The organism is Streptomyces sp. NPDC007095 (assembly GCF_040634475.1).
GTDB lineage: Bacteria > Actinomycetota > Actinomycetes > Streptomycetales > Streptomycetaceae > Streptomyces.
On sequence record NZ_JBEYFS010000171.1, the window covers coordinates 1 to 26,767 of the forward strand.

The following is a 26,767-nucleotide window of genomic DNA, read 5'->3' on the forward strand; positions in this document are numbered from 1 at the left end:
GCATGCTCGGCTTCACCCCAAGGACCGCCCGGATCTCTCCGGCGACCCGACTTGCTGGGTCCTCCACTCCTGCCGCCGCACAGGAGGCGATGTCGGACGCGTCTCCCAAGTGGCTGGGGGCGCCGCGCGGGCGACCGGCTGTGTGGGTGGTGCACCCCCGTATCGTGTCGTGCTTCTTCGCGCGGGCCCCGGCCGGTGTGCTGATGCGCAGGCCGGGACTTCGGTCCCGGCGGACTTCGACCACGGCAGGGAGGCGATAAGGCGTTGCCCTCCGCCGCCCGGTTCCAGGGCACTGAAACCATCGTGAAACCGCGCTGAATGCGCCCTGCCGCAACCTCCTCGGCATGACGACAACGACAACGCACTCACTCGCCATCGCGGCCAAGGGGCTGCGCAAGGCCTACGGGGACAAGGTCGTGCTCGACGGCATCGACCTGGCGGTGCCGACCGGCACCGTCTTCTCCCTGCTCGGCCCGAACGGCGCCGGCAAGACCACCGCCGTGAAGATCCTCTCCACCCTCATCACCGCCGACGCCGGCGACCTGCACGTCGGCGGTCACGACCTCGCCGTCGACCCGCAGGCCGTGCGGGCCGCGATCGGCGTCACCGGGCAGTTCTCCGCCGTCGACGGCCTGATCACCGGCGAGGAGAACATGCTCCTCATGGCGGACCTGCACCACCTCTCCCGCAGCGAGGGCCGCCGTACCGCCGCCGAACTCCTCGACCGCTTCGACCTCACGGAGGCCGCGAAGAAGCCCGCCTCCACCTACTCCGGCGGCATGAAGCGCCGCCTCGACCTCGCCATGACCCTCGTCGGCGACCCGCGGATCATCTTCCTCGACGAGCCGACCACCGGCCTCGACCCGCGTGCTCGCCACAACATGTGGGGGATCATCCGCGAGCTGGTCTCCGGCGGCGTCACCGTCTTCCTCACCACCCAGTACCTTGAGGAGGCCGACGAACTCGCCGACCGCATCGCCGTGCTCAACGACGGGAAGATCGCCGCCGAGGGCACCGCCGAGGAGCTGAAGCGGCTCATTCCGGGCGGACACGTCCGGCTCCGCTTCACCGACCCGGCCGCGTACCAGTCCGCCGCCGTCGCCCTGCGCGAGGTCACCCGCGACGACGAGGCACTGGCGCTGCAGATCCCCAGCGGCGGCAGCCAGCGCGAGCTGCGCTCCATCCTCGACTGGCTGGACTCGGCCGGCATCGAGGCGGACGAGCTGACCGTGCACACCCCCGACCTCGACGACGTGTTCTTCGCCCTGACCGGCGCCACCAACGTGCCCAGCCAGCCCAACCAGCCCAAGGAGACTGTCCGATGAGCGCCCTCTCCCTCGCCGTCCGCGACTCGTCCACGATGCTGCGCCGCAATCTGCTGCACGCGTGGCGCTACCCATCCGGAACCCTGAACCTGCTGCTCACGCCGATCATGCTGCTGCTGCTCTTCGTCTACATCTTCGGTGACGTGATGAGCGCGGGCATCGGTGGCGGCGGCGCGGACCGCTCCGAGTACATCGCCTATATCGTCCCGGGCATCCTGATGATGACCATCGGCGGCACCGTGATCGGGGCCGCGGTGTACGTCTCCATGGACATGAACGAGGGCCTCATCGCCCGCTTCCGCACGATGGCGATCCACCGCGGGTCCGTGCTCATCGGGCACGTCGTCGGCAGCGTGCTGCAGTGCATCGCCAGCGTGGTCCTCGTCGGCGCCGTCGCCGTGGCCATCGGCTTCCGGTCCACGGACGCCACGGTCCTGGAGTGGTTGGCGGCGTTCGGGCTGCTCACGCTGTTCTCCCTGGCGCTCACCTGGATCGCGGTCGGGATGGGCCTGGCCAGCCCGAACGCCGAGGCGGCCGCCAACAGTGCACAGCCACTGATCCTCCTGCCGCTCATCTCGAGCGCCTTCATCCCGGCCGACACGATGCCGGGCTGGTTCCAGCCGATCGCCGAGTACCAGCCGTTCACCCCGGCCATCGAGACCCTGCGCGGGCTGCTGCTCGGCACCGAGATCGGCAACAACTGGTGGATCGCGATCCTCTGGTGCGTCGGCCTGACCGTGCTCGGCTACCGCTGGTCGATGGCGTCGTTCAACCGCGACCCGAAGTAACCGCCATGACAGCGCGGGCTGCCTCCCGCAACTCGTCCCGCTCCAGGGCGGTGTACTCCGACACCGCGTCGGCGTACGCCGCCCTGTCGGCATCCTCGGCCGCCCTGCGGGCGCGGTCCGCCGACATCGTCGGCTGGAACTCGCGCAGCACCCCCAGCCGTTCGGCCAGCGCGATCAGGCGTACGGCACCGGTGTCGCCGGACGCGAGCCCCACCATGCCGAGGGCATGCAGCATCGTCCCGAACAGGGGCAGTTCGGAGGGTGAGCCGACCGGATCGCAGAGCAGCGTCCGCAGCCGCTGCCGCAACCGGTCGACCACCTCCGCGACCAGCGCGAGTCGGTCGGCGTGCGCGTGCGCCGTCACCGCCACCGACTGGATCAGGAACACCCACGGGTCGATCCGGGCGTCACCGCCGCGTATCGAGCCGGCCGCGAGCATGCGCTCCACGACGCCGCGCCACAGGCCGAGCCCGACCTCGGTCAGTCCGCGGGCGAGCGCGATCTCGGCGCGCCCGCAGAGGTCGGGCCGGTAGAAGTCGTCCTGCTGCGGGGTGTTGTCGCTCTCCGCCTGCCGCAGCCAGTCCTCGGCCTCGTCGGTCTCGCCGCGCTGCAGGCAGGCGAAGACGAGGAGCGAGCGGATGCTGATGTAGTCGTGCCCGTCGCCGAGCCGCGGCAGCACCTTGAGTGCCGCCTTGAGATGTTCGTACGCCTCCTCGCCCCGCCCCGTCCGCAGGCACAGCTCGCTCAGCCGGGAATGCACCATGAGTTGAACGGACGGATTGTCGACCGGCGCCAGTCCGACGACCATCCGGCGGGCCGAGGCGAGCGCGCGGTCGATGTCGTGCTCGAACTCCCAGACGTAGCAGGCGACGCACTCGGCGATGCCGGAGAGCAGCGGCTGCTCGCTGCCGCTCTCACCCTCGCAGAGTCCCCGCAGCACGTCGTAGTCGGGAGGCCGTATCTCGGGGATCGCGCTCAGCACGACCGCGGTGGCGCGCATCAGTGTGTCCGGCGGGGCCGGGGGCAGCCGCCGGAGAGTGACCAGCTGGCGTATGGCGCGCGGGCCGGGACCCATGAACACGGTCGCCGTGCCCAACACCGCGGCGGTGCGCGCGACTTCGACGTATTCGGGCTCGGGGTGGTAGTGCGAAAGCGGCGGGCCGGTGTCCGCGGTGAGGGCGTCGAGGCGGGGAAAGTTGGTGCCGGTGGACCACAGACTGGCGAGGGCGGCGGTGAGGGCGGCGGTGGCGGGGTTGTCCGTACGGGCCAGGGCGTGCCGCAGGGCCAGCACGAGGTTGTCCTGCTCGGCCTTGATCCGTTCCCAGGCGGCCTGCGAATCCGAGCCGAAGAGCGCGTCGTGGTACGCGACCCCGAAGTCCCGCGCCCAGGTGAGCAAGCGGCCGACGGCCTCCTCGTCCTCGCCCGCCTCCTCACGCCGGGCCGCGCTGAACTCCCGTACGGTCTCCAGCATCCGGAACCGCACGCCGGCCGGGGTGTCGGCGACGGTGAGCAGCGACTGATCGGCCAGCTGCTCAAGGAGGAACAGCGCATCCTCGCCGAGGACCTGCTCCGCCGCTTCGCCCAGGAAGCCGCCGGGGAAGACGGACAGTGTGCGCAGCGCCGCCCGGGCGTCCTCCGTGAGCAGGTTCCAGCTCCAGTCCACGACCGCGTGCAGCGTGCGGTGGCGCTCCGGCACGCCCCGCACCCCGCCGCGCAGCAGCGCGAACCGGTCGCCGAGGCGGCGGGCGATCTCCGGTACCGAAAGGACCCGCACCCGCGCCGCGGCCAGCTCCACGGCGAGCGGCAGCCCGTCGAGGTGGCGACACAGCTCGGCCACCGCGTCCGGCGGCAGCTCCACGCCGGGCCGGGCGGCCCGGGCCCGCTGCGTGAACAGCTCGATGGAGATGTCGAGACCGAGCTCCGGCAGCGCGTACACCGCCTCCGATGTGAGGCCCAGCGGGGCCCGGCTGGTGGCGAGCACCCGCAGGTCCTTCGAGGAGGAGACCAGGGCCTGCACGAGGTCGGCGGCGCCGCGGACGACCTGCTCGCAGTTGTCCAGCACCACGAGCGCGGACCCGGAGCCGAGCACGCCCAGGATGCCGGACACCGGGTCGGCCGAGCTGGGGCCGCTCATGGCGCCGACGCCGAGCGCGGAGGCGACCTCGGCGGCCACGTCCTCGTCCGCGGTGACGCCGGCGAGCGGCACGAAATACAGCACGCGCTGCTCGGCCCGGCGGCTGACGGCGTGCGCGAGCCGGGTCTTGCCGAGGCCGCCGGGGCCGACGACGGTGACGGCGCGGGAGACACGCAGCAGCCGCTCCACCGCCGCGATGTCCTCGTCCCGGCCGAGCAGCGGGTTCGGCTCGTGCGGCACACCGTGCCTGACCACAGGCGCCTCGCCGCGCAACAGCTCCTGCTGTACGGCCTTGAGCCCGGCGCCCGGATCCGTGCCGAGCGTCTCGCGCAGCTCACGGCGGTACGCCTCGTACCGCATCTGTGCGGCGGACGGGCCCGCCGTCGCCGCCTCACCGCGCAGCAACTCGGCGAGCACTTCCTCGTCGCGCGGATGCTCCGAGGCCGCGACGGCCAGCGGCCCGGCCGCCTCCGCATGCCGCCCCAGCCGGGCGAGCGCGAGCGCCCGCGCGCGTACGAGCGTGCCGCGGACGGGAGCCCGCTCGGTGCGCAACGCGGCCACGGGGTCGTCGGCGCTGCCGGCCCCGTCAGGAGTGCCCTCCCACAGCGCGAGCCCGGCCTCGGCCGCGGCCAGCGATCCCGCGTGGTCCCCGGCCCTGGCCCGGTCCGCCCCGGCGGCGGCGTGCAGCAGCAGGGCGGAGCTGTCGACCTGGTCCTCGGCGAGGGTGAGCCGGTATCCGGTCGGCGTGCTCGCGAGGACGTCGGCGCCCAGCTGCGCCCGCGCCCTGGACACGAGGACCTGCACCGCCTTTCCCGGCCGCTCCGGCAGCTCGTCCGGCCACAGGCCTGCCACCAGCCGCTCGGTGCTGCAGCCCGTGCGCAAGTCGCCCGCGAGCAGCGCGAGGAGGCCGCGGAGCCGGGGCGCGGTGATCTCTTGTCCGCGATAGGCGATACGTGGCAGCAGGGTCAGGTCGGTGGTCACCCGTGCAGATTAGCCAAGGCGCCGGTCGCCGGAACTCCCGCCGCAGGCTGAACTCCCACCGCCCGGTCAGCCTCGCCTCGCGCGCGCCCGGCTCGGGCCTCGGCCGAGGGACCTCCGGCCGCGCAGGGCGGTGCGGGGTCAGCTGGCGAGGGTGACGGCGATGGGCTGGTCGGGGCAGTTGCTGAGGGCCATGGCAGCGGGACCTGCCGGCAGGGGGACGGACGTCAGGACGGCCGGCTCTCGGGCCGTCGTCGGGACTCCGGTTGGAGCGCCGGGTACGGGAGGAAGTGGTCGACCCCTGGCATGTCGCTACCCGGGGGAACGACCTTGTCGACGGCGTCGAGTACGTCCGTGCCGAGGCTGACGTCCGCCGCGGACAGAGCGTCCTCCAGGTGCTGCATGGTGCGGGGCCCGATGATGGTCGAGGTGATCGCGGGATGGCTGCCGGCGAACGCCAGCGCCGGCTCGGTCAGCGACAGGCCCGCCTGCCCGGCGATCTCGCGCAGGGCGTCCAGAGCGTCGAAACGGGCAGGCGAGGCAAGGTCGTCGGCGTGGCTGACGCTCCCTTGCATGAAGCGGCCGCCCGGGTCGAACCGCGAACCCGCCGCCGGATCCGTGGCTGGCGTTCGGGTGCGATTCCCTTGTCGACGCCATGCCCGCGAAGATGCAGGCGTCGGACGAGGGAATCGTGTTCGCGGCGGATGGCGAGGTGAGCGTCGGGGCGGACTTCCGGGCGTTGGAGGCTGCCTGGATGGAGGGCGTTGTGGCGATGGCCCGCGCAGGCGCCAGGGTCATCATCGATGACGTCTTCCTCGGCGGAGCGGCATCCCAGCAGCGGTGGCAGCGGGCTCTGGGCGGACTGGCTGTGCTGTGGGTCGGCGTCAGGTGTGAGAGCGCGGTCGCCGCGGGCCGTGAGGTCGCACGAGGGGACCGCATCCAGGGGATGGCCGCGTCGCAGGCGGACGGGGTTCACGAGGGGGTGCTCTATGACCTGGAGGTGGACACGACGCATACGGAGTCCCTGGTGTGTGCGCGAACCGTCGCTGCCCACATCAGCTGATCTCAGGATCGGCTCCCGGCTGCCCGGCCGGCGGCCGCAGGCCGCTCAAGCTGCGGCGGCGCTGGGCCGGCCTCCCCAGCGGATGCCGTACAGGCCGCCGACCGGTTCCAGCCGTGGAAGAACCCGTGGCAGGCGCCTCGCAAGACGGTCGTGGCACACCACGGCTGCCCGTGTCAGGCAGCTCGCCCACTTGATCTGATCAAGCCTCGGTGCTGAGAAGGCTCACACCCTGCGGGGCCGTCGCCCGCAGTTCCCTCACCAAGGCGCGCACGACAGCGGATCCGGCCAGTTCGGAGGTGGTGGCATAGCCGACGTGGCGTGTCGGGCGCTTGGGGCCGAGATCAGTGATACCGACCGAGTTCGGTGCTCCGACCAAGGAGAGCGCCGGCATGATCGCCATTCCGAGACCTCCGCTCACCAAGGAGAGCACCGCTCCGTCGTCCTCCGCCTCGACGGTCGCCTTCGGGATCCAGTCCTGCGCGGCCCACCAGTCGCGGGTGTACGAGCCACAGTTTTCGACCCAGTCGACCAGCGGCAGTGAGCGCGGGGCGGCGTGACCCGTCGCGTGCACCAGCGCATACGGCTCTTCAAAGAGCCCGCTCGCGACCAGTCCTTGTGGAAGCGGCACGGAGCCGCCCAGCGTGGCGATCGCTATGTCGGCCTTCCCGTCGGCCACTTCGCCCGCAGTGCCGCGCCCCACCTCGCGTACGATCCGCACCCGCGGCTCGATCCCGGGGTGCCGGGCGCGCAGCCGCTGCAGGACGGGCGGCAGCAGGTGGAGAGCCGCGCTGCGGAAAGCCGCGATCCGCAGCGGCCCCTCCGCAGCTCCGGGCCGGGCCGCGCCGCGCGCCTCGGCGGTCAGGACGTCCAGCAGGCGCAGGACGCGGCGGGCATGCGCGACGGCCTTCTCTCCGGCAGGGGTGGGGCGGGCTCCGGTGCGGCCGCGTTCGAAGAGGACGGCACCGATCTTGCGCTCGCTGCCGCGAACCGAGTGGGAGACGGCGGACTGGGTCAGACCGAGTGTGTCGGCCGCGGCCGAGAAGCCGCCGGTGTCCGCGACCGCCACCAGGACGCGCAGTTCCCGCGGGGCGAGATCGGAATCGGTCGTGCGGGCCACGGGGCGCTCACCTCGACGTATGAGAACTGCTCATGGAACGGTGTGTCGCATGGGCCCAACCGACTGCCCGGGTGCCGCATTCCCTCCCTACGGTCCGAGCATGAACGAGACCGCGCTCACCGTGCACCAGACCACCCGCCCCCACGGCTTTCCCACCGCCGAGCACTTCGCCTTCGTCGAGTCCACGCGTCCCGGCCCCGCAGCAGGCAGCGCGCTCGTGGAAAACCTCTACTGGTCCGTCGACCCCTACCACCGCGAGATGATGGACGACGTGCCCGGCGGCTTCACGCTGGACGCACCGCTGGAGGGCCGCACCATCGGGCGGGTGATCGCCTCGCGCACGCCTCGGCTGACCGAGGGTGAGATCGTGTTCCACCGGCAGGGCTGGCGCACGCACGCGGTGGTCAAGCCTGAGGAGATCCGGCAGTTGCCCCGCTTCGACGGGGTGCCCCTGACCGCGTACTTGAGCACTCTCGGCGGCACCGGCCTGACCGCCTATGTGGGCCTGACCCGGATCGCCCGGCTCCAGGAGGGGGAGGACCTGTTCGTGTCGGCCGCCGCGGGCGGGGTCGGCACGGCGACCGGGCGGTTCGCCAGACTGCTCGGCGCCGGACGGCTCGTGGGCAGTGCGGGCTCGGCGGCGAAGGCCGGCCACCTCACACGGGAGGTGGGCTATGACGCCGTCTTCGACTACCACGACGGGGCCGCCGCCGACCTGCTGGGCAAGGCCGCGCCGGGCGGCATCGACGTGTTCGTCGACAACGTCGGTGGCGAGCAACTGGCCGCGGCGGTGGGAGCGCTGCGCGAGTTCGGGCGCATCGTCCGCGTCGGCACGATCAGCCAGTACAACACCCCCGACGCGCCGAAGCCGCGCTTCAACTACGCGGACATCGTGGAGAAGAGCCTCCGTATGGAGGGCTTCCTGGTCAGCAACTACCGTGACGTGCAGGAGGAGTTGTACGAGTTCGCGGTTCCGCATCTGCAGAGCGGCCGACTCGCTCTGGACGAGACGGTGGTTGACGGTTTCGAGTGCATAGTGGACGCGTTCCTGGGAATGCTGCGCGGCGAGAACACCGGCAAGATCCTCGTACGAGACCGCACGCAAGCCCGTCCGTAAACTGCAGACTCATCGACATCTGCCCGACCATCGCGATCACGGCACTGGCGCCGTGACAAAGGACGTTTGAGGTGTGGGGGTCAGGCTGCTCGGGTGGTGGGTTGGCCTCAGCGTCCTTGTCGTTCACGGCGGATGCGGGCGCGCTCGCGACGTTGGGGGCCAGGACGTTGGGACGACGGGCGTTGTTTCGTCCCGGCATTGGAGCGCGCCGTTCTGGATCCTTTCCAGCAGGCTCGGGAGACGGCGCTGCACAAGCCGGCGTCCGTGACGCCGAAGGGATCGGCGCCGGCATCCAGGTTTTCGCTCTGGCCGGTCTCCGTGTACTCCCTGAGCCGCAGCACAGTTGGCGATGCGGGGGAGGCGATCAGCCATCCCGCCATGATTCCGTTCGTGCCGGCGCCTGGCCGTCTCATGGGCCGGCCGGGGAGGCCGGTTCAGCCGGTCTTGCGAGCCACGCCCCCGTAGAAGCCGATCTCGCCGGATCGTGCCGACGGCGGGGTGTCCGGGCGCCAGAACGGGACCTGGGCCAGGCCGGGCTCGATCAGCTCGAAGCCGTCGAAGAACCGCTCCACCTCGGCGCGGGTTCGCAGGTTCAGTGTGGCGGTGGCGTTGTTGTAGACGGCCTGGGCGTCGCTGCGGTCGGCGAAGTCGCCCGTGGCGTGCGAGAGCACGAGGAAGCTGCCGACCGGCAGCGCGTCGCGAAGGGCGGCGACGGCCTGATCGGGCTTCTCCGCCTCGGTGATGAAGTGGAGGATGGCGACGAGGAGCAGGGCGACCGGCTCGTCGAAGTCGATGACTCGGCGGACGTCGGGGTGGTCGATGATGGCCCGCGGATCGCGTAGGTCGGCGAGCACGATACTGGTCGCGCCGGAGCGGCTGAGCAGAGCGTCGCCGTGTGCCTTCACGATCGGATCGTTGTCGACGTACGCGACGCGCACGTCCGGGGCCACCTCGTGGGCGGTCTCGTGCACGTTCGGGGCGGTGGGCAGCCCGGTGCCGACGTCGAGGATCTGACGGACGCCGCTGCTGACGACGTAACGGACGGCGCGTTGCAGGAAGGCGCGGTTGGCCTGCACGCCGATCCGCACCTCGGGTGCCGCGGAGGCGAGCTGGTCGCCTGCCCGTTGGTCGACCTCGTAGTTGTCCTTGCCGCCCAACAGGTAGTCGTAGATCCGCGCAGGGTGCGGCCTGCTGGTGTCTATCTCCTCGGTGCGGAAGCCGTCCTGACTCACGCTGCGCTCCTCTCGACGACTGCCCCGGCTACCTTGCCCGCGAGCGGCTGACGACAGCTTCGCATATCAACTGCCGTGCCCATGACCGTAGTTACTGGCACGAGTGATGTGGTCACGGTCGGTGCGCGCAGAAGGCCGCCTCGGTCGACAGGGGTGATCGGTGCCGGGCCGGTGCCCGCGCAGGTGGAGGACCGCTGTACGACCCGTGGGTGAAGCGGGGCGGCGGTGGACCGGGGTTCGCGGTCCACCTGGGAGTGCGACCACGTGGAACCACCCCTGGGTTCCATGTCAACGGACGCGAGACGTTCCTCGCCGCCGTCCGCTGGCAGCCGCGCGGTTCGCCGCCCCGGCAACGGGCGGCGGCGGTGTGGCACTCACGGCGGCCCGACCGGCATCGGAGCCCGCCATCTGCTGGGGGTACGCGCCAGGGACGCGGCGTGGGAGGCGAGCGACGTACGTCTGGTGCTACGCCTCGACGACGCGCACTGGGCGGGCGTCGAGGCGCGCGGAACCTCGCTCGTCGCACGCGTCGTCTACGAGTACCCCCGGGAGATGCCCTTCGGCTGGCGCCGCGGTCCGGCGACCGACGCCGGCACCGTCGTCCTCACCACCACCGACACCGGCCCCCTCCAGCTGACCGTCCAGGTCCACAACGGCCCGCCGGCACCCGAAACCGGCGCCGAGTGGGAGCCCGCGGAAGAGAGCAGCCCGCGGGCCGACCTCCCCACCCTCTGCCTCGCGACGCTCGAACAGGGCGGCATCCTCGACGGATGGCCGGACGAGGAACCTCTCCTCCATCTCCCGCCCTCGCCCGACGGCACCGACCGGGTGCGGATGTGCCTGTACTGCCACACCGACGACCCCGAACCCGGCATCGGCGACCACGGTGAGCGACAGTCCAACTCCGGCGCGCATCCGACACGCCCCCCCCGTCCACCCCGAAATCAGCGAGGCAGACCGTCAAGCTCGCGTCGACTACGCCGTACGTGGAGCCAGAGGCGGGCGACGGTGCTCCCCGCTACAACGAGAACAACGGCTATCGCCGCCCTGGAGCCATGTCGCCCGCCAGTGCGATGGACGCGGGAAGGGAAGCCGATCGCATCAGGCCGGTCCTGAAGCGGCTGTGGGAGCAGAAGAAGTGGGACCCCGTGACGGTACGCGCGACACTGCTCCACCTCGGCTACGAGGAAGAGCGGACCGGGTCGAACGGGAAGCCGCTCGGTGGGACGCTGATTGTCAGGGCCATGAACTCGCGATTCACGGGCGGTCGCGAGGTCACGCCCGAGGGAGCGTCGGACGGCCTTCGGGTCCATGGCGACGCCTGCGTCACGGCGTTTGTGCAGAAGTCCAACTACGAGGTGACGACCAACGGCCCGTACCCGGAGACCGGGTGCTTCGAGCCGCCCTACGGCCACTGAGCGTCCCGGCAGGCCACCGAAGGCTCGCCCAAGCCTCACCCCAGGCACCCCCGACACCACGTCCCCCGTCACCCTCACCATGAGCGTGCAGCCCGTTGCCCGCTGCCCGCGCCGTGCAGGCGGAAGCGCGGGAGAATCGGAGGGTGAGGTTCCGTGACAGCCGGGCAATCTCCTGGCGGGGGCGGACCGTATATATGGGTATGTCGAGATTCCGGTTCCCCGTGGGCCGTCTCCCGGACGAGGCTCTGCTGACCGGTCTGGCCACCGGCGACCCGGAGCTGGCCGTTACCTTCGTACGGAGGTTTCAGCACACCGTCTTCGGTGTCGCCGTCGCCGTCACCGGGGACACGCAACTCGCCGAGGACATCGCCCAGCAGACCTTCGAGCGTGCCTGGCGGCATGCCCAGATCTACGACTCGCGGCGCGGCTCGGTGAAGACTTGGCTGACGACCATCGCGCACAACCTCGCCATCGACGCCGTCCGCGCGCGACGGCCGGAGCCGGTGGCGCCCGAGGACCTCGACGTGATCCTGGGAGTCGTCAGCAACACCCCCGAACAGCACGTCCTGGCCGACGAGGCGTCCTCCCGGCTGCGGGCGGCGGTGGCGGAACTGCCCCGCGAACAGGGCCGCGCGCTGGTGATGGCGAGCATCTACGGCATGACGGCCCAGGAGGTTGCCGACTGGGAGAACATCCCGCTGGGCACCGCGAAGACGCGCATCAGGACCGCGATGGCGAAGCTGCGCACCACGCTCGCGTCCCCGAAGCGAGGCGACCATGTCCAATGACATGACCTGCGAGAAGCTGCGGGAGATCGGCGCCGAACTCGCTCTCGGCATACTGCCGGGACGCGAGCGGGCCGCAGCGGTCGCCCACCTCGACCGATGCGCGGACTGTCGTGAGTACGTCGGACAGCTGACCCTCGTCGGCGACGGGCTGATCGGACTGCTGCCGGGCTGCGAGCCGCCCGTCGGCTTCGAGATCCGGGTGGCACAGGCGCTGACCCAGGGGACGCCGGCCCAGGACGGCCGGGCGCGCGCCCGCGCTTCGGGCGCCCGGCGCAGGGGCTTCGGCGGTCGGCTTCGGCTCCGGCTCGCCTCCGCGGTGGCCGCGCTCGTCCTCGCCGTCGGCTTCGGCGGCTGGGCAGTCGGAACAGCGATCGAGAACGTGGTGACCGGCGCCTCCCGGTCCACCGGCGGCGAGACCGACCTGCTGCACGGCGATCTCACCTCGGCCGCGGCCCCCAAGCAGTCGGCCGGTGAGGTGTACGCCCACACCGGCTCCCCGGGCTGGATCTACATGACCGTCGACCTCACCGGCACGCACACCTCGTACAGCGGCATGGTCTCCTGCCTGCTGGAGCGGCGCGACGGCGGCACGGTCCGGACGGGCGCCTTCACCCTGCACCAGGGCCGCGGGTTCTGGGGCGGCCCGACCCCCGTCGACCCCGCGTCCGTGTTCGGCGCCCGCTTGACGTCGCCCGACGGGACCGTGCTCGCCACCACCCACTTCACGTCGGGCGGGGAAACGTAGCGACGTTCCCGGGTCTCGGGTTCTCGGTCGAGGGCGTACGGGGGCCGTACGCCGGGACGATCGCGCCGAGCGACGCGGCCAGTTCGGTGACCGTCGGCCGGGCCGACGCGTCCATGCCCAGGCAGCCGTCGATGGCCGCCGCGAGCGCGCGGGGCAGCCGGCGCCGCGAGCCGACCGGCGGTGCGCTCACCTCCAGTTGCGGACACCCGTCGCCGTCGTCCGTGCTCTCCGCGGTCCCGCGGAGGGCGAAAGGCACGTCGCCGCTCGCCACCTCGTACAACGTGATGCCGATGCCCCACACGTCGGCGGCGGCTGTCAGCGGGCCGCCGCGCGCCTGCTCGGGTGCGCGGTAGCGGAACGTGCCCAACCCGGCCGGGGCACGCCCGGGCGGCCGCGCCACGCTGAGGTCGAGCACCTTCGCATGGCCGCAGTCCACCACCACGTTGGACGGCTTGAGGTCCAGGTGCAGCAGGCCCCGGCCATGCAGGTAGTGGACCGCGGAGCACAACTGCACGCCGAGAAGGGCCACGTCGGCAGCGGCCGGTCGCCGTCGCAGGCGGTGGACGAGATGGGACAGCGTCTCCCCGGTCAGCGTCTCCAGGACGACAAGCGGCTCCGGCCACTCCAGGGTCTCGTACGCGCGGACCAGGTGCGGATGGCTGAAGGCGCACAGCCACCGGCCCTCCCGCAGCAGCCGGGCCCGCGGCCGGGCCTCGTCGCGGCGGTCCGGACGTACGACCTTGACGACACACCGGGAGGCCCGCTCCTCGCTCCACGCGTCGTACAGGTCCAGCCAGCCCGTGCGCATGAGGTGCCGCAGGATCTCGTAGCCCGGCGCGGGACGGGTGCCCGGGGCCAGGGGCGGGGGAGCGGGTTCCCCCGCCGCGGGCGCCCGCACCTGAGTGCGCGTCCCGGTCACGTCGCCACCGCCCCCGGCAGCGGGCCGCCCGCCCGGGCGGGGCCGGGCACGGCGTGCAAGCGGTGGAGACCGGCGTAGGCACCGCCGCGCGCGAGCAGGTCGTCGTGGGTCCCGGTCTCCAGGACCCGCCCGTGGTCGAGTACGACGATCCGCGTGGCGTCGCGGACGGTGAGCAGGTTGTGCGAGATGACGACGGTGGTCCGCCCGGCCATCAGGCGGCGCAGCGGGTCCATGACACGCAGGCCCGACCGGGCGTCGAGGCCGGTGGTCGGTTCGTCCAGCAGCAGCACGGGTGCGTCCCTGATCATCGCGCGGGCGATCGCGAGGCGCTGGCGCTGTCCGCCGGAGAGCGTCCGGCCGCGCTGGCCGACCATCGTGTCGTAGCCGTCGGGCAGCAGCCGGATGAAGTCGTGGGCGTCGGCGGCGCGGGCCGCCGCGACGATCTCCGCATCCGTCGCGCCGGGCCGCCCGTAGGCGATGTTCTCCCGCACCGTCCCGTGGAAGACCAGCGTCTCCTGCAGGACCACCGCGAGGCTCTCCCGCACGTCGGACAGGGCCAGTTCCCGCAGGTCGCTCCCGTCGAGCCGGACCGCGCCCCGGTCGGGGTCGTAGAACCGCAACAGCAGCTTGGCTGCGGTGGACTTGCCCGCGCCGCTCGCTCCGACCAGCGCCAGACTCTCGCCGGGGGAGACGTGGAACGACACCTCGGACAGCGCCAAGGCCGGCGTACCGGGGTAGCGGAAGGACACGCCGTCGAACTCGACCTCGCCCAGGGCCCGGCCGATCCGGTGGGCGTCGGCGGACTCGACGACCTGGGGGCGCTGGTCCAGCAACTCGATGATCCGTTCCGCGGAGGCCGACGCGGCGTAGAAGGTGCTGCCCAGGCGGGACAGGTCGCGGATCGGGCTGTAGAGCTTGCCGATCAAGGCCAGGAAGACCAGCAGTCCGCCCAGTGTGAGCTGGCCCTGTGCCAGCTTCCAGGTGCCGAGGCCCATGACGGCGAGGCCACCGGACACCTCGATGAGCTCGACCACCGGCCGGTAGACGGCACGGATGCGTGCCGTGGTCATCGAGGCCTGGAACTTGCCGACGTTCTCGCGCTCGAATCGGCGCTCCTCCCAGCCTTGCCGGTTGTATGCCTGGACCAGGGCCACGTTCCCCAGCGACTCCTCGGCGACGGCGCTCAGCGAGCCACTGCGCCGCCTGCGCTCCCGGGACGCCTCCCTGACCAGCCGGGAGAAGTGCCGGGCGGCGCGCCAGAAGAGCGGCACGATGACAAGTGAGAGGAGGGTCAGGTCCCAGCGCAGGTAGAACAGCAGCCCGAGGAAGACGCCCAGCCGGATCACGTTGTAGAGAACGTCCGCCACACCGGAGAGCAGGAACGTCTCGACGGCGTCGACGTCACCCGTGACGCGCGACAGTACGTCCCCGAGCCGCCGCCGCTCGAAGAACCCGAGCGAGAGCTGCTGGACGTGCCGGAAGACGTCGGCGCGCAGGGTCAGCAGAAAGCGCTCGCCGACCCACGTGGCCGTCATGTCGTCGGCGAACCCCAGAACGCCGGAGGCGACGACCAGCCCCAGGTAGACCGGTGCGATCCAGAGGAACGGTCGCAGGTCCCGCGGGACGAGCACGTCGTCCACCACGATTTTGAAGAGCCACAGTTCGGCCGCGTCGACCAGGGGACCGGTGAGACTGAACAGCACGAGCGGCACGAGCCAGCGCCGTCGGCCGCGGGTGTAGGGCCAAAAGCGCCGGAAGACCTCGCGCGGCGGCACCGGCGGTGCGGCCGTCACCAGGGGCGCGGACTGCTCGCCCACCGACAGCAGCCGCTCCAGAACATGGCTCGGGACACGCTTCATCGCATGCGTCCGTCATCCGTTCGTCGACCATCGCTCGGACGACGAAGCGGACCGGCTCCGGTCGGTCCTCCGGAGGCCGGTCCGCTCCGGCTTTCACTCGTCGTGACCGGACCGGTGGTCCTCGAAGTCGGAGTGACGGCCGTGCCTGTTCATCGAGTGGTCGTCGTGACCCGAGTGGTCGTTCCTCCCGCGGTCGTGGCCGTGGCCGTGGCCGTGGTCGTGGTCACCGTGTCTGGCAGGAAAGAGATCACTGAAGATGGCCATGGCATTCCTCCCATTGGGATGTGCCTTGTATCAGATACGGTCCCGGACGTTGTTTGGATGGCGTTTTGGTGTAAATAGTTGGTTTTGTCCTATTGGGTTTCCTGCGTCGGTACGTCGGTTGCGGCGTTGGCGTAGCGGCGGGCCAAGTGCGCGAAGGCGTCCCTGAGTTCGGTCGGCCCGACGACCTCGATGTCGGCGTCGAACCTGCCGAGGGTGGCCGCCAGGCCGGGCCACGACCAAGAGCCCAGGACTAGGCGGCAGCGGTCCGGGCCGAGTTCCTCGACGATCCCCTCACGGGTGTGGCGCAGGACGACGGCGGCGGGGAGGTCGAGGATCACCTCGCCTCGGCAGGGCCAGCCGCCGGAGCCGTCCGAGTCGCCGGATCCGTCCGCACCCTGGAACCTGCTGGTCACGAAGGCGGCCACGTTCCCACCGGGCAGTTCACGCGGGGTGAAACGGGGGCCCGTGGGGGTGCGCGGGCTGATCCTGTCGGCACGGAAGGTGCGCCAGTCGTCGCGGTCGAGGTCCCAGGCGACGAGGTACCAGCGCCCGCCCCAGGTGACGAGGTGGTGGGGCTGCACCCGGCGCGGTGGAGCGTCGGCGGGGTCGCCGTCGCCGGTTCCCGCCGGGGAGGCGGGGGTGTAGTCGAAGCGCAGCACTTCGCGGGCGTGGACGGCGTCGCCGAGCGTCATGAGCACGCTGCTGTCGACCTGCGGGTTCGGCCTGGCCAGGGGCCGCTCGACGACGGTGACCTGGAGGGTTTCGATGCGGCGGCGCAGCCGTGCGGGCATGACCTGTCGGACGGTGTTCAGCGCGCGCGCCGCGGCCTCCTCGATCCCGGCACCGGTGGTGGTGGCGATCTGGAGCGCGACGGCGAGGGCGACGGCCTGGTCGTCGTCGAACAGCAACGGGGGCAGTTGTGTGCCTGCGCCGAGCCGATACCCCCCGTCGGGACCTTTGGTGGCCACGATGGGGTAGCCGAGCTCGCGCAGGCGGTCGACGTCGCGGCGCACGGTGCGCGGGCTGACGTCCAACCGGTCGGCCAGCAGAGCCCCGGGCCAGTCCCGTCGTGCCTGGAGCAGCGAGAGCAGCGACAGCAGCCGCGCTGAGGTCTTCTGCATGACTCCCATGTTGCCCTGAGAAGCGGACACGACCTGACCGCTTCTCCTGCGACTGTTCTTCCGTGCCGGACAGCAGCAACGAACAGCCAGACAAAAGCAACGAACAGAAGGACCCGATCACCGTGACCGCCACGAATACGTCCTCTACGCCCTCCACGTCCTCTACGCCCTCTACGTCCTCCACACTCGACGACGAGCGGGCCGACCTGCTCGCCCAGCTCGCGACCGCGCGCGCCGCCCTGACCGACACGACGCGCGGGCTCAGCGACGAACAGGCCGGCGAGCACCCGACGGTCAGCGCGCTGTGCCTGGGCGGGTTGATCAAGCACGTCGCGTCCATTGAGGAGGGATGGATGCGCTTCGCGGTCGACGGCCCGTCGGCGATGCGCTACGACCTGCCCGACGGTGTCACCTGGGCCGACCTGACGGCCGGTACCGCACGCGAGTTCCCGCAGTGGGCGATCGACCACCAGAACGACTTCCGGATGCTGCCCGGCGAGACGCTGGCCGGGATCGTCGAACGCTACGAGCAGGTCGCCGCCCGGAGCGAGAAGGTCATCGCCTCCCTGCCCGACCTGTCCACGACGCACCCGCTGTCGGAGGCGCCCTGGAACGAGCCTGGAGCGGTGCGCAGCGTGCGCCGGGTGCTGATGCACGTGATCGCCGAGACCGCCCAGCACGCCGGGCACGCGGACATCCTCCGCGAGACGCTCGACGGGCAGACGTCGACCTGACCGGTGACGGAACTCGACCGAGTGGCGGCTGCACGCCGGCCGCCGCCCGGGTCCGATCGCGGGACCCGAACGGAATCGATCAAGACCTGCACGGAACCGAAGGGAACGTTGTCACCGTGAAGATGCTCGAGCTGGGGCGGACCGGCATCGGCGTGACCGGATGACCGTTCTCGACACCGGGGCCCTCAACCGTGCGACGCTCGCCCGACAACTGCTGCTCGATCACGCCGACCTACCGGTCCTCGACGCCGTCGCCCACCTGTGCGGTCTCCAGGCACAGGAACCGCAGGAGCCGTTCGTCGGGCTCTGGTCCCGGCTACGGGCGTTCGACCCGGTGGGGCTCTCGGACCTGCTGACCGGGCGGAGGGTGGTGCGGACCCATCTCATGCGCCGCACCGTCCACCTCCTCACCGCCGACGACGCCCTGGCCTGGCGGTCCCGCCACGACGCCATGCTGCGCCAGCGGGTGCTCGGCACCTATCGCCGCGAACTCGTCGGCGTAGACCTCGACGAACTCGCGGCGGCGGGCCGGGCGGTGATGGCCGACGGCGAGCCCCGCTCGATGACCGAGCTCGCGCGGGCGCTCGCCGAGCGCTGGCCGGCACCGGGACCGCGGGCCCTGGGGGAGATGCTGATCGCCGCCCTCGTCCCGATGGCACAGCTGCCACCGCGCGGGCTGTGGCGGACGAAGGCGGGGGTGCGCAACGTGCCGCTCTCGTCCTGGCTGGGCCGCGAGATCGACCCGCCGACCCAGGATGGCTCCGATCCCGTGGGCCAGGCGCTGGTACGGCGCTATCTGACCGCGTTCGGCCCCGCCGCCTCCGCCGACCTGCGCGCCTGGTGCGGCCTCGCCGGACTGCCGGCCGCGGTGGCCGCGGTACGCGAGGAACTGGTCACCTTCCGCGACGAGCGAGGCCGGGAGCTGCTGGACCTCCCCGACATGCCGCGCCCCGACCCGGACACACCCGCCCCGGTCCGGTTCCTGCCGGCATTCGACAACGCGCTCCTCGGCTACCACGACCGCGGCCGGATCGTCGACGACGTCCACCGCGGGCTGTCGGTCGCAGGCGCCCGCGTCGTCCTGGTCGACGGCCGGGTCGCCGCGACCTGGAACGTCGAGGCAGGCACCGTGAACGTCACGCCACTGCGCCGCTTCTCTTCGGCCGAGCGCACCGCCGTCGCCGAACAGGGGCGGCAACTGGCGTCGTTCCTCTCCGACAGCGAGAGCCGTCGCGTACGGGTTGCCGCGGCTCCTGGCTGAGCGGGACACCGGCTACCGGACGGCATCGAGTGCGGCGGCCAGTCGGGACACGGCCTCCAGGTCTGGCATGCTGCGCAAGGAAGCGACGACCTGCCGGCTTGCGAAGTCGCGCTGCGCGGCCGTGACGGTCTGGTCGGTGGCGCACTCGGCTTGTACGTAGACGAAGTTCAGGGCCGTCGCGAAAAGCATCGAGAACGACTGCGGACCCGTGACGGCGGCGCCGCCTCCGGCACTTCGGTAGGCCCGTGCCAGCCGCCGGGCGGAATCGATGTCCACGTGGTTGCCGCCCGACCATACGTACACGGCGCGCGCGAACTCGCGTTCCGCCGAGGTGACCCCGGCGTTGTCCCAATCGAGGAGAACCGGCCCGTCCCGGCCGACCAGAACGTTCTGGGGCTGAAGGTCCAGATGCGACGTCACCAGATCGCCGGTGTCCGCCGGTGTCACCCAGTGCGCCAACTCTGCCGCGGAAGTGTCGATGAACCGCCCCAACGCCTCCGCCCACGGCAGGCCGGCCTGACGAACCTGCTTGTGCAGGGCCTTCCACTCGACGTCCTGGGGGCACCGCTCGTACCAGGAATCCGGCGTCTCGCTCGCGCCCTGTCCCGCCGTGTGGAGGAGTGCCATGGTCCGGCCGAACCAGTCCAGGATGCCCGGATCGGACGCGTCCGCCTTGGTGCCGTCGACCCAGTCGTACAGCTTCACGTAGGACCCGCTCGAAGAACCCGAAGAACCCGAAGAACCCGAAGAACCCGAAGAACCCGAAGAACCCGAAGAACCCGAAGAATCCGAAGAACCCGAAGAACCCGAAGAACCCGAAGAACCTGAAGAGCCTGAAGAAGCGGTGGCGTGTGAGACGTACGCACCATGGCGATTGGGAAAGAGCCGCGGCGACCCGATGCCCAGGTCCTCCGCGGCCTGCCGTAACACGGCCTCCTGGCTGACCTGTTCCTCGTCGCAGCCGAAGAGGAGCTCCTTCACCGCCCATGAGGAGCCGTTCCCGGAGAACCTCCAGATCTGGCCCAACGCGCCACGAGTGACAGGCGTCATCGCCCATGGCCCGGAGCCGAGTTGGTAGGTCTCCGCTATGAAGTCGGCTGTGAAGTGCATTCAGGAACCTCTCCGGACGCTGCTGACGAGGCTTCGCAGTCGGGCCGGTTGAGTCGACCTCAGCACAGCCCGAACGAGCTCAATCCAACAACAACTCTTGAGTGAGCCACGAGCACGCGACTGTACAAAGAGCGGGCCGCCTCTCCGCAGGCCGTCGCGCACCCCCAACCCGCCGTGTCACACCCTTCGCCGGACAGCACCCGTCTCGCATCCCTCGCAGGCATCTCGCATCCCGCACAGGACCGGGCCGCTGCAGGACGACCCTCGAGAAAGGAAATCCCGTGGCCACTGAGCAAGTACTGACCGGCTCCGCGCCGACCGACGAGAGCGGCGAAGCCGCCGAGCCCATACGCCCCCGCGTCTCCCGGCTGCCCTCCCTCACCGGCCTGCGGTTCCCCGCCGCGCTGGCCGTGTTCGCCCACCACGCCTTCCTCCCGATACCCCCGCTGCGGCTGCTGTCCGACGACCGTACCGAGTACCGCCTCGCTGACTGGACCTCGCAGGCCGGCGGCCTCGGCGTGTCGTTCTTCTTCGTACTCAGCGGCTTCGTCCTGACCTGGTCGGCACGGCGCGACGACACCACGACGGGGTTCTGGCGGCGCAGGTTCGTCAAGATCTACCCGAACTACGTGGTCGCCTGGGCGCTTGCCATGCTGCTGTTCGCCAGTTCCTACACCTCCACCCATGTCTCCCTAGCCAACCTCTTCATGGTTCAGGTGTGGGTGCCCAGCTACTTCACCAACTTCAGTGTGGATTCGCCGAGTTGGTCGCTTGCCGTGGAAGCCGTCTTCTATCTGAGCTTCCCCCTGCTGCTGAGCGTCTTCAGGCGTATCGACGCCCGTCACCTCAAGTACTGGATCACCGGAGCGATCGCCGCGGTATGGGCCACCCCCGCGCTGGCGTACGCCCTGTTCCCGAAGACGCCACGGGTGCCCAGCGGCCAGGACCTCTCGGTCTCGCAGTACTGGTTCAGCTACGTGCTGCCCCCGGTCCGTATGGTCGACTTCGCCCTCGGCATTCTGGTGGCGCTCGCGGTGAAGCACGGGCGCTGGCGGAACATCGGCATGTTCTGGTCGAGCCTGCTGCTGGTCGGCGGGTACGTGCTGACCTTCCATGTGCCATATCTCTACGGTCAGCGCGCCGCGATGATCCTGCCGATCGCGCTGCTGATCGCGGCCGCGGCCACCGCGGACATCGAGGGCCGCTTCACCGTGTTCCGCAGCCGCACGATGGTCTGGCTGGGCGAGATCTCCTTCGCCTTCTACCTCCTGCACTACACAGCGCTGTCCACGCTCCGAAAGGCCCTCGGCACCCACCAGATGTACTCCACCGCGACAGGCGTGGCGATGCTGGTCGGCACGGCCGCCGTCACGGTCCTGCTGTCCTGGGCGCTCTACGCCCTGGTCGAGGCCCCACTCGTGCGCCGATTCAGCCGGTCACGCCGCGCCTGAGCTCTCGTCGCCCGGACGGCTGCAAATGCTTCTGGCCCCTTCGACATGTGGGTGTCGAAGGGGCCAGATTTGGTAGCGGGGGCAGGATTTGAACCATGCGACCTCTGGGTTATGAGCCCAGCGAGCTACCGAGCTGCTCCACCCCGCGTCGGTAGGACCAGTGTACGCCAGCGGCCGGCCGTGTGAGCGCAATTGTTCCGGCGAGGAATCGGCACCGGTCCGACGCACCGATCTCCACGAGAACCAGGCTCGGGTTCGACCTTGACGTGCGCGTCAGGTTTTGGCGTCAGCGTACTCCGGCGGCGGACGTGCGTGGTGCCGCCGCCCCGACCCCGCCCAGGAGGCCGCACATGACCGCAGCCCTGCCCAGCATCGCCCCGCGAGGTCCGGCTCACCGCCGTCCCTGGGGGACTGCCCGCGCGGGAACACTTCGCCGTTGTCGAGACGCCGCTGCTCGAGCCGGAAGCGGGCCAAGTCCTCGTCAGGAACCGGCACTTCCTGGCCTTCCCCGGTCTGCGCACCTTGATCGGAGGGGAGGTCGACGGCCTGCCCCTGCCGCGACTGCGCATCGGGGACGTGCTGTTCGGTCCCGCCGTCGGCGAGGTCGTGGCCGCGCCGTTCGACAGCCCGCTGCGTCCGGGAGTTGCCGTCAACCACATGCTCGGCCGGCGGGAGTACGCCCTGGTGGCCGCGTGCCCTCGCGAGTCACACATTCCCGTGGAGACGGGCTGACACCCCGGAGACGGGAACAGGTCACACGTCACCGTGTCCGTACGCGCTCACGCCCTCGCCGGCACCGGCCGCCGCAGCAGGTACACAGCCGCGGTCGAGACCAGGACGGCCATGCACACGATGAACACCAGTCCCGCGCCCTCCAGGCCGATCGGACCCGTCAGGAGCCCCACACCGATCACCGGCACCGAGATACCCGCGTAGGCCACCACGAACAGCGTCGAGATCACCGCCGCGCGCCGGTCCGCGGGAGACGCCCCGGCCAGCGCGGACAGCGCCCCGCGAAACGCCAACCCCTGCCCGCCCCCGCCGACGAGCGCGCTCAGCACCACCAGCGCCAGCAGGTCCCACCGCAGCGCGCCCGCGAGCAGCGCCAGCCCGGCGAGGAGTCCCGCGCAGCCCAGGGGCAGCGATCGCCCCACCCCGACCCGGCCGACGGCGAGCTGCCCGGCGGTCGAGGCGAAGAAGGCCAGCGCGACGACCAGTCCGCTCACGGCGTGGTTGCGCACGTTCAGCGACTGCGCGAGGAACGCCGGGCTGACCGACGTGAACACCCCGAACAGCGCGAACCCCACGAACGAGGCGATCGCCGCCGGCCCGAACACCGCCCGCACCTGCCCGGGCAGGCCGGGCCGTTGCGGCCGTACGGTCCTCAGCGGCAGCCGCTCCCGCACGGTCTCCGGCAGCCGCAGCAGGACGACGGCCGAGCAGGCCACCAGGGTGAGATGCACGGCGAACGTGAGGTACAGCGGCCAGGGGGCGTACTGCGCGAGCACTCCGGAGAGCAGGGGGCCGCAACCGAGGCCGCCCATGTTGGCGGCCGTCGCCACGAACGTGGCCCGGGAGGCGCCGCCGTACGGTGCCAACTCCATCACGTACGCGGTGGCAGCCCCGGTGAACAGACCGGCGGACAGTCCCGACAGCAGCCGCCCCGCATACAGCCAGCCCAGTCCCGTGGCGCACAGGAAGCAGACGGCGCTCGCAGCGGAGAATCCCAGGCCCCACAGCAGCACCGGACGCCTGCCCACGGTGTCCGAGGCGTTTCCCGTCAGCAGCAGCACGCCGATGACCCCGAAGGCGTACACGGCGTACACGACGGTGACCGTCAGCTCGGAGAACCCGAACTTCTCCTGGTAGAGGCCGTAGAGGGGAGTCGGCAGCGTGGTGCCGGCCATGCACACGGCGAACACCGCGCCGCTGAGCAAACACCGGCGCCACCCTCGACGATCACCGTCCATGCCGCCGACGGTAACCCCGCACACGGCCCCGGCCCGGTCGGGCCGCGGCCGCGGCGCGTCTGAAACACCCACCTGCGGCGATTCGGAGGTGAGGGGCTCAGGGCTTCAGCGGAGTGCACAACAGGGCGGCGGGGCCCGCGGAGCTGCCCACGCGGGTGGTGAAGGCGATACCGGCGGCGTACTCGTCGGCGGAACACTGGCCCTTGTACGCGCCGTAGGCGAAGTCATCGCCCGCCATGTCGGCGGGCCGGTTGTCGGAGCGGTCGAACCAGACAGTCCGTCCGGTGGCCCCCAGCGGGGTGCGGCTGGGCGCGCACAGGGCCGCCGACAAGCGGTCACCGCGGCGGCTGTAGCCGATGAGGAACTGCCCGGCGGGGCACTGGAGCTTGGTGTATCCACTGGCCCAGTCGCCGCCCGCGGGGACATGACGTTCGTCAGTGACGACCGTCTGGGTGTTGCCTGCGCCCCGCAGATCGCCGGCGGTGGTGTCGGTGCACAGGCCACGCCCGGAGGTGTGGCTGAGGCCGATCAGCCGCAGGCCGTCGGGGCAGGCAGCCTTGTAGGCCCCCGAATCCCAGTCGCCGCCGGTCCGTACCCGCAGAGACTGCACGTAGTCGCCGTGGTCGGTGGTGAGCATGCGCCAGACAGGGACCGGCGTGATGGACCCGGTGCGTGTGGGAGAGGTCATGAGGTGGCTCCAGGCGGTGCCGCGCCAGTCGCCCTGGTCGAGGATGCCGTACCGTCGTCCGGCGGTGTCGTAGCGCAGCAGGGCCCAGTCGTCGTGGCCCTCCCAGCCGACCAGGGGCCAGTAGGCGAAGTCGGCGTCATGGTCGGCGAAGTAGTCGGTGATGTTGCCGAACCAGGTGCGGGCCGCGGTGCCCGTCTCATTGGCGCCTATGCCGAACTCGCTGATCCACACCGGCGCGGTGTAGTGCTGCCCTTCCGTGGTGACGAAGAAGGCCTGGTCGGCGAGGACCTGGTACAGCTGGTCGCGGGTCAGGTCCTGGTAACGGGCGTCGTGGGTCTCGCCGATTCCGGTGGCGCCGCTGTGGCGGGGGCCGGTGTAGCCGTAGAAGTGGGCGGAGTAGACCAGCTTGTGGGCGTCCACGAGGGTGTGCGAGAGCGTGCGAACGGGGGTGAGGGTGGGGCGGTCGTGCGGCAGCCCGTCGACGGGTACGCCGGTCCAGTTGATGCCCTCGATGACGATGAGGAGGTTGGGATTGGCCTCGGTGAGGATGCGGTCGGCGGCTTGCTGGGCGGCGGCGTACCAGTCGTGGCCGTCGCCCATGCCCCAGTTGGGGTCGTCCAGTACGTCGCGGCGTACCTCGTTGTAGAGATCGGCGCCCACGACGCGGGAGTCGGTGGCGTATCGGCGGGCCATGAAGACCCAGTCGTCCGTCCACTGCTGGGTGGACTGGCTGCTGTTCCACCGTTCGTTGCCGTCGATGCCGCAGCACCAACGGGAGGTGTTCGTATGGTTGTTGAGGATGACCGCGAACCCGTCCTGGGTGAGGGCGGCCACGACGGCGTCGTAGATCTGCAGGGGCGTCCTGCCGCGCAGTTGCGGATTGGCGGCGACGGCCACGTCCGGCACGGGAGCTGTCGCGTGGATCATTTCGTTGGAGAACGGCAGCCGGATGCTGTTGATGCCGAGTTCGTGGAAGTCGGCCAGCAGTGCGGGCAGCGGGGCACGGTCGAGGCCGAGGGGGATGCCGTAGGAGTCCTGGCCGGCGTGGTGGTTGGCGGGGTCGGTGATGCTGCCGCTTCCCGTCCAAGAGCCCTGTGCGCCGTCCCAGTTGGCCGACTTCAGCCGGAACCGGTTTCCCCGGGCGTCGACGATGTACCGGCCCTGGGTCGACAGCGGCGGCTGCCAGGTGTCCGCCGCCGAGGTGGTGGCCTGGGGGAGGGTCTTGGCGGCGACGGGCTCCGGGACGGCGGCGACCGCCGTCGGCGCGGTGGTCAGCAGCGCGAAACCCGCCACCGCTGATGTCAGGTACTTGACAATTCTACTTATGGTCGGCATCCGGTCCTCTGTGGGAGCGCTGGGGTGAAGCTGACGAGTCGGTGTCGCGAGGGACGGGCGCCTGCGTGAGTGGCGCCCTTCCAGGGTGACATCAAGACCGGCCCTGGTCACCGGTCTTGGCGGCGGTCGTCAGCCTACAATCGGCGGCGGCCGCCGGTGTGTGAACGGACTGCGGCCGGGTCTGTCCGATCCGTTCGGTGCGGCCCTGGAGAAAAGGGATCCGTTCGGTGCGGCCCTGGAGGAAAAGCAGGTGCGTGCTGCCTCTGCCCGTGCCAGGCTCCGCCGGTGAACCGTGAACAGATCTCCAGACTTGCCCATGCGGATCATCCGATCGCGGCCCCGCTCGACGACGACTCGGTGCGCCGACTGCTGGAACGCGGCATCCCGCGAGGCGGCGCCCGTGTGCTCGACCTCGGCTGCGGTGGCGGGGAGTGGCTTCTGCGCGCCCTGGCCACGCATCCGCAACTGCAGGCCGAGGGCGTCGACATCTCCGAGAGCGCGCTGGCGCATGCTCGGAGGACCGCGGGTATCCGCGGCCTGCAAGAGCGTCTCGTCCTCCATCGCGAGGATGCAGCGGACTTCGCTGCCCCACACACGTTCGACCTGGTGATCAGCGTCGGCGCCACGCATGCCTTCGGCGGCCTGCTCGCCACCCTCGAGGCGGCACGCAAGCACCTGGCTCCCGGCGGACGCGTCCTGGTCGGTGACGGATTCTGGTCGCACGAGCCTTCCCCCGACGCCGTGGAGATGCTCGGCGACCTCGCCGACCTGCCGACCACCGTGGACCGTGTCATCTCTGACGGATGGTCGCCCGTCGACGGGCACATCAGCACGCGCCGGGAGCTCGACGACTACGAATGGGCATGGACGGGGTCACTGGCCTCATGGGCCTTGGACCACCCCGACGATCCGGACAGTTCCCAGGCGCTGGCGGCGGCCACCACCCACCGCACCGAATGGCTGCGTGTCTACCGGGACGCCTTCGGTTTCGTCTGCCTGATCCTGCGCCCGACGTCCGACTGAAGCCGCCCTCGCCGGTCCGGTGACCCCCGTGCCCCTGCGTCACCGTCCAGGCCGGTCATCGCCCGGCCAACCATTCGCCGCACGTTGTCTCCATGATCACCGTGCGCCTCCGCCCCAACGCCGGTGCCTCCGAGCAGAGTGATCCAGCAGGTCGGTCCGCGTGCGGACCGACCTGCATGCCGGAGAGCTGACGCAACCTCAAGAAGGGGTGTTCGTGACAGGGTTGACTCGCCGTAGACTCCTGGGTTCGGCCGCGGGTGCGCTGGGCGGTGCCGCGGCACTCTCCCTCCTCCCGCCGAGCGTCCAGAAGGCCGTCGCGGCCGGGCC

General features: G+C 71.0%; 23 protein-coding genes, 1 tRNA gene and 2 pseudogenes. 13 read left to right on the forward strand and 13 right to left on the reverse strand.

What is annotated here, in order from left to right; all coding sequences use genetic code 11:
• The coding region (locus tag ABZ656_RS41045) for a hypothetical protein (protein WP_360275348.1) at window positions 1–244 on the reverse strand (244 nt) is incomplete at its 3' end.
• A 100-nt stretch (window positions 245–344) separates the two neighbouring features.
• On the opposite strand from ABZ656_RS41045, the gene ABZ656_RS41050 reads away from it, so the two are divergent.
• Window positions 345–1,325 (forward strand): ATP-binding cassette domain-containing protein, encoded by a 981-nt coding sequence (locus tag ABZ656_RS41050; protein ID WP_101403051.1) that lies wholly within the window; start codon window positions 345–347, stop codon window positions 1,323–1,325.
• Window positions 1,322–2,113, forward strand: coding sequence for an ABC transporter permease (locus tag ABZ656_RS41055; RefSeq protein WP_360275352.1), 792 nt, complete (start codon window positions 1,322–1,324; stop codon window positions 2,111–2,113). The genes ABZ656_RS41050 and ABZ656_RS41055 overlap by 4 nt, the downstream gene beginning before the upstream one ends.
• On the opposite strand, the gene ABZ656_RS41060 is transcribed toward ABZ656_RS41055, so the two are convergent.
• Together ABZ656_RS41060 and ABZ656_RS41065 are read right to left on the reverse strand one after the other, a co-directional pair.
• On the reverse strand, window positions 2,094–5,228 hold the full coding sequence (locus ABZ656_RS41060) for a BTAD domain-containing putative transcriptional regulator (protein ID WP_360275355.1): 3,135 nt from the start codon (window positions 5,226–5,228) through the stop codon (window positions 2,094–2,096). The two genes, ABZ656_RS41055 and ABZ656_RS41060, sit on opposite strands and share 20 nt — an antisense overlap.
• Window positions 5,229–5,452: 224 nt before the next feature.
• The gene (locus tag ABZ656_RS41065) at window positions 5,453–5,800 is read right to left on the reverse strand and encodes an aldo/keto reductase (protein ID WP_101403054.1); all 348 of its coding nucleotides are present in this window, start codon (window positions 5,798–5,800) and stop codon (window positions 5,453–5,455) included.
• Window positions 5,801–5,835: 35 nt separating this feature from the next.
• Here ABZ656_RS41065 and cpt point away from each other — a divergent pair.
• A pseudogene (gene cpt / locus ABZ656_RS41070) lies at window positions 5,836–6,288 on the forward strand (chloramphenicol phosphotransferase CPT); the annotation flags it as partial.
• 199 nt (window positions 6,289–6,487) lie between these two features.
• On the opposite strand, the gene ABZ656_RS41075 reads toward cpt, so the two are convergent.
• Window positions 6,488–7,405 carry a LysR family transcriptional regulator gene (locus tag ABZ656_RS41075; RefSeq protein ID WP_101403056.1) on the reverse strand — a complete coding sequence of 306 codons (918 nt, stop codon included), beginning with the start codon at window positions 7,403–7,405 and terminating at the stop codon, window positions 6,488–6,490.
• A gap of 100 nt (window positions 7,406–7,505) precedes the next feature.
• On the opposite strand from ABZ656_RS41075, the gene ABZ656_RS41080 reads away from it, so the two are divergent.
• A complete protein-coding gene (locus ABZ656_RS41080; RefSeq protein ID WP_101404070.1) occupies window positions 7,506–8,522 on the forward strand; it encodes an NADP-dependent oxidoreductase in 1,017 nt (338 codons plus the stop codon).
• Between the two features lie 434 nt (window positions 8,523–8,956).
• Here ABZ656_RS41080 and ABZ656_RS41085 read toward each other — a convergent pair whose 3' ends face one another.
• Window positions 8,957–9,754 (reverse strand): SAM-dependent methyltransferase, encoded by a 798-nt coding sequence (locus tag ABZ656_RS41085; RefSeq protein ID WP_101403058.1) that lies wholly within the window; start codon window positions 9,752–9,754, stop codon window positions 8,957–8,959.
• A 285-nt stretch (window positions 9,755–10,039) separates the two neighbouring features.
• Between ABZ656_RS41085 and ABZ656_RS41090 the strand changes: the two genes are divergently transcribed.
• The 4 genes from ABZ656_RS41090 (at window position 10,040) to ABZ656_RS41105 (ending at window position 12,705) form a co-directional block, all read left to right on the forward strand.
• Entirely contained in the window at window positions 10,040–10,870 is an 831-nt protein-coding gene (locus ABZ656_RS41090; RefSeq protein WP_360275360.1) for a hypothetical protein, read from the forward strand.
• A gap of 32 nt (window positions 10,871–10,902) precedes the next feature.
• The gene (locus ABZ656_RS41095) at window positions 10,903–11,172 is read left to right on the forward strand and encodes a hypothetical protein (protein WP_360275363.1); all 270 of its coding nucleotides are present in this window, start codon (window positions 10,903–10,905) and stop codon (window positions 11,170–11,172) included.
• Window positions 11,173–11,372: 200 nt separating this feature from the next.
• Complete coding sequence (locus ABZ656_RS41100) at window positions 11,373–11,960, forward strand: sigma-70 family RNA polymerase sigma factor (protein ID WP_101403061.1); 588 nt, start codon at window positions 11,373–11,375, stop codon at window positions 11,958–11,960.
• A complete protein-coding gene (locus ABZ656_RS41105; RefSeq protein WP_360275366.1) occupies window positions 11,950–12,705 on the forward strand; it encodes a zf-HC2 domain-containing protein in 756 nt (251 codons plus the stop codon). The genes ABZ656_RS41100 and ABZ656_RS41105 overlap by 11 nt, the downstream gene beginning before the upstream one ends.
• Here the strand turns inward: ABZ656_RS41105 and ABZ656_RS41110 are convergent.
• The 4 genes from ABZ656_RS41110 to ABZ656_RS41125 all read right to left on the reverse strand — a co-directional run bounded on the left by ABZ656_RS41110 (window position 12,683) and on the right by ABZ656_RS41125 (window position 16,868).
• Complete coding sequence (locus ABZ656_RS41110; protein ID WP_360275369.1) at window positions 12,683–13,624, reverse strand: serine/threonine-protein kinase; 942 nt, start codon at window positions 13,622–13,624, stop codon at window positions 12,683–12,685. The two genes, ABZ656_RS41105 and ABZ656_RS41110, sit on opposite strands and share 23 nt — an antisense overlap.
• On the reverse strand, window positions 13,621–15,483 hold the full coding sequence (locus ABZ656_RS41115) for an ABC transporter ATP-binding protein (protein ID WP_101403063.1): 1,863 nt from the start codon (window positions 15,481–15,483) through the stop codon (window positions 13,621–13,623). The genes ABZ656_RS41110 and ABZ656_RS41115 overlap by 4 nt, the downstream gene beginning before the upstream one ends.
• Window positions 15,484–15,576: 93 nt before the next feature.
• Window positions 15,577–15,747, reverse strand: a complete 171-nt coding sequence (locus tag ABZ656_RS41120; RefSeq protein ID WP_360275372.1) for a hypothetical protein — start codon at window positions 15,745–15,747, stop codon at window positions 15,577–15,579.
• 89 nt (window positions 15,748–15,836) lie between these two features.
• Window positions 15,837–16,868, reverse strand: a complete 1,032-nt coding sequence (locus ABZ656_RS41125; protein ID WP_360275375.1) for a YafY family protein — start codon at window positions 16,866–16,868, stop codon at window positions 15,837–15,839.
• Window positions 16,869–16,990: 122 nt separating this feature from the next.
• Between ABZ656_RS41125 and ABZ656_RS41130 the strand changes: the two genes are divergently transcribed.
• Window positions 16,991–17,602, forward strand: coding sequence for a DinB family protein (locus ABZ656_RS41130; protein WP_101404073.1), 612 nt, complete (start codon window positions 16,991–16,993; stop codon window positions 17,600–17,602).
• 160 nt (window positions 17,603–17,762) lie between these two features.
• Window positions 17,763–18,863, forward strand: a complete 1,101-nt coding sequence (locus tag ABZ656_RS41135; protein WP_360275378.1) for a winged helix DNA-binding domain-containing protein — start codon at window positions 17,763–17,765, stop codon at window positions 18,861–18,863.
• A 12-nt stretch (window positions 18,864–18,875) separates the two neighbouring features.
• On the opposite strand, the gene ABZ656_RS41140 is transcribed toward ABZ656_RS41135, so the two are convergent.
• Entirely contained in the window at window positions 18,876–19,973 is a 1,098-nt protein-coding gene (locus tag ABZ656_RS41140) for a phosphotransferase (RefSeq protein ID WP_360275381.1), read from the reverse strand.
• 281 nt (window positions 19,974–20,254) lie between these two features.
• Here ABZ656_RS41140 and ABZ656_RS41145 point away from each other — a divergent pair, with 281 nt between their 5' ends.
• On the forward strand, window positions 20,255–21,424 hold the full coding sequence (locus ABZ656_RS41145; protein WP_360275384.1) for an acyltransferase: 1,170 nt from the start codon (window positions 20,255–20,257) through the stop codon (window positions 21,422–21,424).
• A 70-nt stretch (window positions 21,425–21,494) separates the two neighbouring features.
• Here the strand turns inward: ABZ656_RS41145 and ABZ656_RS41150 are convergent.
• Window positions 21,495–21,572, reverse strand: a tRNA-Met gene (locus tag ABZ656_RS41150).
• A gap of 218 nt (window positions 21,573–21,790) precedes the next feature.
• On the opposite strand from ABZ656_RS41150, the pseudogene ABZ656_RS41155 reads away from it, so the two are divergent.
• A pseudogene (locus tag ABZ656_RS41155) lies at window positions 21,791–22,111 on the forward strand (NADP-dependent oxidoreductase); the annotation flags it as partial.
• A 92-nt stretch (window positions 22,112–22,203) separates the two neighbouring features.
• Here the strand turns inward: ABZ656_RS41155 and ABZ656_RS41160 are convergent.
• Both ABZ656_RS41160 and ABZ656_RS41165 read right to left on the reverse strand, forming a co-directional pair.
• Window positions 22,204–23,394 carry an MFS transporter gene (locus ABZ656_RS41160; protein WP_101403068.1) on the reverse strand — a complete coding sequence of 397 codons (1,191 nt, stop codon included), beginning with the start codon at window positions 23,392–23,394 and terminating at the stop codon, window positions 22,204–22,206.
• Window positions 23,395–23,491: 97 nt separating this feature from the next.
• Complete coding sequence (locus ABZ656_RS41165) at window positions 23,492–25,417, reverse strand: cellulase family glycosylhydrolase (RefSeq protein WP_360275387.1); 1,926 nt, start codon at window positions 25,415–25,417, stop codon at window positions 23,492–23,494.
• Window positions 25,418–25,702: 285 nt separating this feature from the next.
• On the opposite strand from ABZ656_RS41165, the gene ABZ656_RS41170 reads away from it, so the two are divergent.
• Window positions 25,703–26,440 (forward strand): class I SAM-dependent methyltransferase, encoded by a 738-nt coding sequence (locus ABZ656_RS41170; RefSeq protein WP_101403070.1) that lies wholly within the window; start codon window positions 25,703–25,705, stop codon window positions 26,438–26,440.
• The last annotated feature ends 327 nt before the right edge of the window (window positions 26,441–26,767 follow it).